Source organism: Burkholderia sp. Ac-20392 (genome assembly GCF_017104585.1).
In the GTDB taxonomy this organism is placed as follows: domain Bacteria; phylum Pseudomonadota; class Gammaproteobacteria; order Burkholderiales; family Burkholderiaceae; genus Burkholderia; species Burkholderia lata.
The window spans coordinates 1-3,981 of record NZ_JAAGPB010000652.1 but is presented as its reverse complement, the minus strand read 5'-3'; the positions used below and the strand labels follow the sequence as shown (position 1 = coordinate 3,981).

Genomic DNA, 3,981 nt, shown 5'->3' with positions numbered 1-3,981 from the left:
CTCGCGAGCTGGTTGAACTGAGACTGCAGCAGGCTCCACCAGCCCGACGGGTCGAAGGCCTGCTGCGCGGCGTCGCCCGCCGCCGCATCCGACGCGCCGGCATCCGGTGCCGGCGAGGCGTCGCCCGACGCCTGTTTCGCCGCATGCGCGGCCGCGACGGCCGCTTCCTCGGCCGCCGACATCGAGCTCTGCGCGAACGCGCCGAACGCACGCAGCGTCGCGAGCGTCGCGCGCTGCACCTCGAGCGCCTGGATCGCGGACTGCAGCATCCCGAGATTGAGCTTCAGCCACTGCTCGACGGCGCGCAGATCGGTGATCCGCTTGTCGAGCTCCTCGACGCTCGTGAGCGGCGCCATCATGTCGGACATGCTCGACAGCGACGGCGGCAGCCCTTGCGTGGCGCCCGGAAACGACGTCATCCCGCCGAACGGCGACATCCGCATCATGTCCCACATGCGGTCCATCATGTCGGCGGGCTTGAAGCCGGCAAAGCCGGCGAAAGGGTTGGAGCCGGAGGCATCGGTCGTCATACGGGCGTCCTGGTTGACTGGGTGAGTGCGAGGCGGCCGCCATGCATCGCGCGAGCCGCGCCTGGATCGATCATAGCGCCAGCGCGTGTCAGAACGGCGCGTCGCCGGGGAACTCGGGCGGGCGGCGCTCGCGCAGCGAGCGGATGCCTTCCTGCACGTCCGGCCCGGCAAACCCCATGAATTCGAGCGCGAGCGACGTATCGAAGGTCGGCCCGGCCGTGCGCAGCCAGTTGTTCAATGCGTACTTGGTCCAGCGGATCGCCGACTGCGAACCGTGCGCGAGCCGCTCGGCCACTTCGTAGGCCTTCGGCAGCAGGTCGGCCGGCTCGACCGCGAGCGAGACCAGCCCGATCCGCTCGGCCTCCTCGCCGCTCACGGGCTCGCACAGCATCAGGTAGTACTTCGCCTTCGCCATCCCGCACAGCAGCGGCCACACGATCGCCGCATGGTCGCCGGCCGCGACGCCGAGCCGCGTGTGGCCGTCGATGATGCGCGCATCCTTCGCGGCGATCGAGATGTCCGCGAGCAGCCCGGCGACGAGCCCGGCACCAACGGCCGGGCCATGCATCGCCGAGACGATCGGCTTGCTGCAGTTGATCACGTTGTAGACGAGGTCGCGCGCCTCGCGCCATACGCGGGCGCGCACGTCGAAGTCGTTCGCCATGTCCTCGACGAGCGCGAGATCGCCGCCCGCCGAGAAGCCCTTGCCTTCGCCGCGGATCACCGCGACGCGCGTGTCGGGATCGCGGTCGACGTCGCGCCAGATGTCGGCGAGCTCGCGATGCATGCGTGCGTTCGCGGTCGCGAGGCCGCTGCGGTTCGCGCCCTCGCCGCTCATCACGATGTCGAGCACGCCATGGTCGCGGCGCGTCACCTTCAGTGCTTCGTAACCGCCGTACGCGGCGAGATTGGCCATGCGCTGCTCCTTGCTCGAGGCTCTCGCGCCCCTGAATCGAGTGTAGCCAAGCCCGCGCGGGCAAACATCAGGCGAAACCCGGCGCGCGGGCCGGGCCCGGGTTTCGCGACAGCGGAGCGCTGCGTGCTCCGCGTGACTTACGCCGCGCCGTCGGGCGGGGCGACCGACTGCTCGATTGCGCCGAAGATCGACTTGCCGGCCGTGTCGAACATCTCGATGCGCACGGTATCGCCGTAGCGCATGAACTCGGTCTGCGGCGCGCCGTGCTCGATCGTCTCGAGACAGCGCTTCTCGGCGATGCAGCAGTAGCCGCGCTTCGCGTCCTTGTTCGACACCGTGCCCGAGCCGACGATCGAGCCGGCGCGCAGGTTGCGCGTCTTCGCCGCGTGCGCGATCAGCTGGCCGAAGTGGAACACCATGTCGGTGCCCGCATCGGGCTGGCCGACCTTCTTGCCGTTCCAGTGGACGATCATCGGCCGGTGCACGCGGCCTTCGCGCCATTCGTCGCCGAGCTCGTCGGGCGTCACGGCGACCGGTGCGAATGCGGTGGCCGGCTTGCTCTGGAAGAAGCCGAAGCCCTTCGCGAGCTCGGCCGGAATCAGGTTGCGCAGCGACACGTCGTTCACGAGCGTGACGAGCCGCACGGCCTTCAGCGCCTCGTCGGGCGTCGCGCTCATCCGCACGTCGCCGGTGATCACCGCGACTTCCGCCTCGAAATCGATGCCCCATTCCTCGGACGGGCACACGACGTCGTCGCGGGCCCCGAGAAAATCGTCGCTGCCGCCCTGGTACATCAGCGGGTCGGTCCAGAATTCGGGCGGCATCTCCGCGCCGCGCGCGCGGCGCACGAGCTCGACGTGGTTCACATAGGCGGAGCCGTCGGCCCACTGGAACGCGCGCGGCAGCGGCGCCATGCAGTTGGCCGGATCGAACGCGAAGGAATTGCGCGCGCGGCCGTGGTTCAGCGCGTCGTACAGGTCGCGCAGCTGCGGCGCGTAGAACGCCCAGTCGTCGAGGACGCGCTGCAGCGTCGGCGCGATCGCGTCGGCGATCGCCGCGGTGTGCAGGTCGCGCGACACGACGATCAGCTGGCCGTCGCGCGTGCCGTCCTTCAGCGAAGCAAGTTTCATAAGGGGACTCTGCCGTTGTAGTGACGATGGAGGGAATCTATTTTACGATGGTGAATCCCTGCGGCGCGCCGCGATTGTGCGCGCCGTTTTCGCCCCGATTATCCGGCCCGGTTTTTCAGCCCGACTTCTGCCGCCTTTTCGCGCACCTGCCGCCCATGCCTGCCAGCCCGCTTCCCGACGACGATCTCGCCGACTCCGATACCGACACCGACGACGCCGCTTCCGGCGAGCACGGCGAGAAGGTCCGTTCCGGCATCCAGTCGATCGAGGTCGGCTTCCGCCTGCTCGACGTGCTGACGAGCGAGCCGCGCGCGATGATGCTGCGCGACCTCGCGCAGCGCGCGGGCATGAGTCCTGCGAAGGCGCACCGCTACCTGGTCAGCTTCTCGCGGCTCGGCGTGGTGTCGCAGGACCCCGTCTCGGGCCGCTACGAGCTCGGCGGCTTCGCGCTGCAGATGGGGCTCGCGCGGCTCGCGCGCGTCGACGGCGTGAAGCTCGCGCGCATCGCGCTGACCGAATTCCGCGACCGCCTCGACCAGACGGTCGGCATCGCCGTGTGGGGCAACCAGGGGCCGACGATCGTCCACTGGATGGAATCGAGCCACCCGGCGAAGGCATCGCTGAAGCTCGGCGACGTGATGCCGCTGCTCGGCTCCGCGACGGGGCTGCTGTTCGCCGCGTACCTGCCGCGCAGCAAGACCGCCGCGATGCTCGAGCGCGAACTCGCCGATACGCGCCGCTCGCCGCACCACGGCGGCCCGCGCACGCTCGACGAGGTCGACGCGGTGCTCGCCGACGTGCGCAAGCACGAGGCCGCGCGCGTCGAGGGGATGCTGCTGCCGACGATCCACGCGTTCTGCATGCCCGTGTTCGATGCGGTCGGCGAACTCGCGCTCGCGATCGTCGCGCTCGGCCAGGAAGGCTCGTTCGACATTGCATGGGGTGGAGAGATCGACACCGCGCTGCGCGCATACGCGCAAAAACTGTCTTACGAACTCGGCTATAGTCCCGACGCGCGCGACGCCTGACGCATCCGGTACCCGCCCCGTCACGCAGCGCGAACGCGCGGCGCATTCGACAGTCCGATTCCTGTGGCGCGCGCTGCGCGCCCGACGTCATGCGAACGCCCCGATCCTGTTCCGATGCCCATGCAGCCAGCCGACACCCGTCCGAGTCACGCTTTGCCCCGCCACTGGCTGCGCGTGGGCATTGCGCTCGTCGTCGTGCTGGTGCTGCACGCGCTCGCCGCGTTCTGGCTGATGCGCAACCGCGACGCGTTCACGCCGCCCCCACCCGCCGACATCCCCGTACAGATCGAGCTGCTGAAACCGCAACCGATCGAGCGCCAGCCCGCGCCGCCTGCGCCGAAGCCGGTCGAGCAGCCGGCCGCGCCCGCCCCGGCGGC

The 3,981-nt window shown here is 69.8% G+C and carries 4 protein-coding genes and 1 pseudogene; 2 read left to right on the top strand and 3 right to left on the bottom strand.

Annotated elements, in window-relative coordinates:
* The 3 genes from G3N99_RS36270 to G3N99_RS36260 form a co-directional block, all read right to left on the bottom strand.
* Positions 1 to 530 (bottom strand): PhaM family polyhydroxyalkanoate granule multifunctional regulatory protein (locus tag G3N99_RS36270; RefSeq protein WP_206124768.1); only part of this gene is annotated, 530 nt, incomplete at its 3' end.
* A gap of 88 nt (positions 531 to 618) precedes the next feature.
* The gene (locus G3N99_RS36265) at positions 619 to 1,446 is read right to left on the bottom strand and encodes an enoyl-CoA hydratase/isomerase family protein (RefSeq protein ID WP_085042695.1); all 828 of its coding nucleotides are present in this window, start codon (positions 1,444 to 1,446) and stop codon (positions 619 to 621) included.
* Positions 1,447 to 1,583: 137 nt separating this feature from the next.
* Positions 1,584 to 2,576, bottom strand: coding sequence for a fumarylacetoacetate hydrolase family protein (locus G3N99_RS36260; RefSeq protein WP_069248978.1), 993 nt, complete (start codon positions 2,574 to 2,576; stop codon positions 1,584 to 1,586).
* Between the two features lie 155 nt (positions 2,577 to 2,731).
* Here G3N99_RS36260 and G3N99_RS36255 point away from each other — a divergent pair, with 155 nt between their 5' ends.
* Positions 2,732 to 3,604, top strand: a complete 873-nt coding sequence (locus G3N99_RS36255; protein WP_174937719.1) for an IclR family transcriptional regulator — start codon at positions 2,732 to 2,734, stop codon at positions 3,602 to 3,604.
* Positions 3,605 to 3,718: 114 nt separating this feature from the next.
* Positions 3,719 to 3,981, top strand: a pseudogene (locus G3N99_RS36250) (DUF3108 domain-containing protein); the annotation flags it as partial.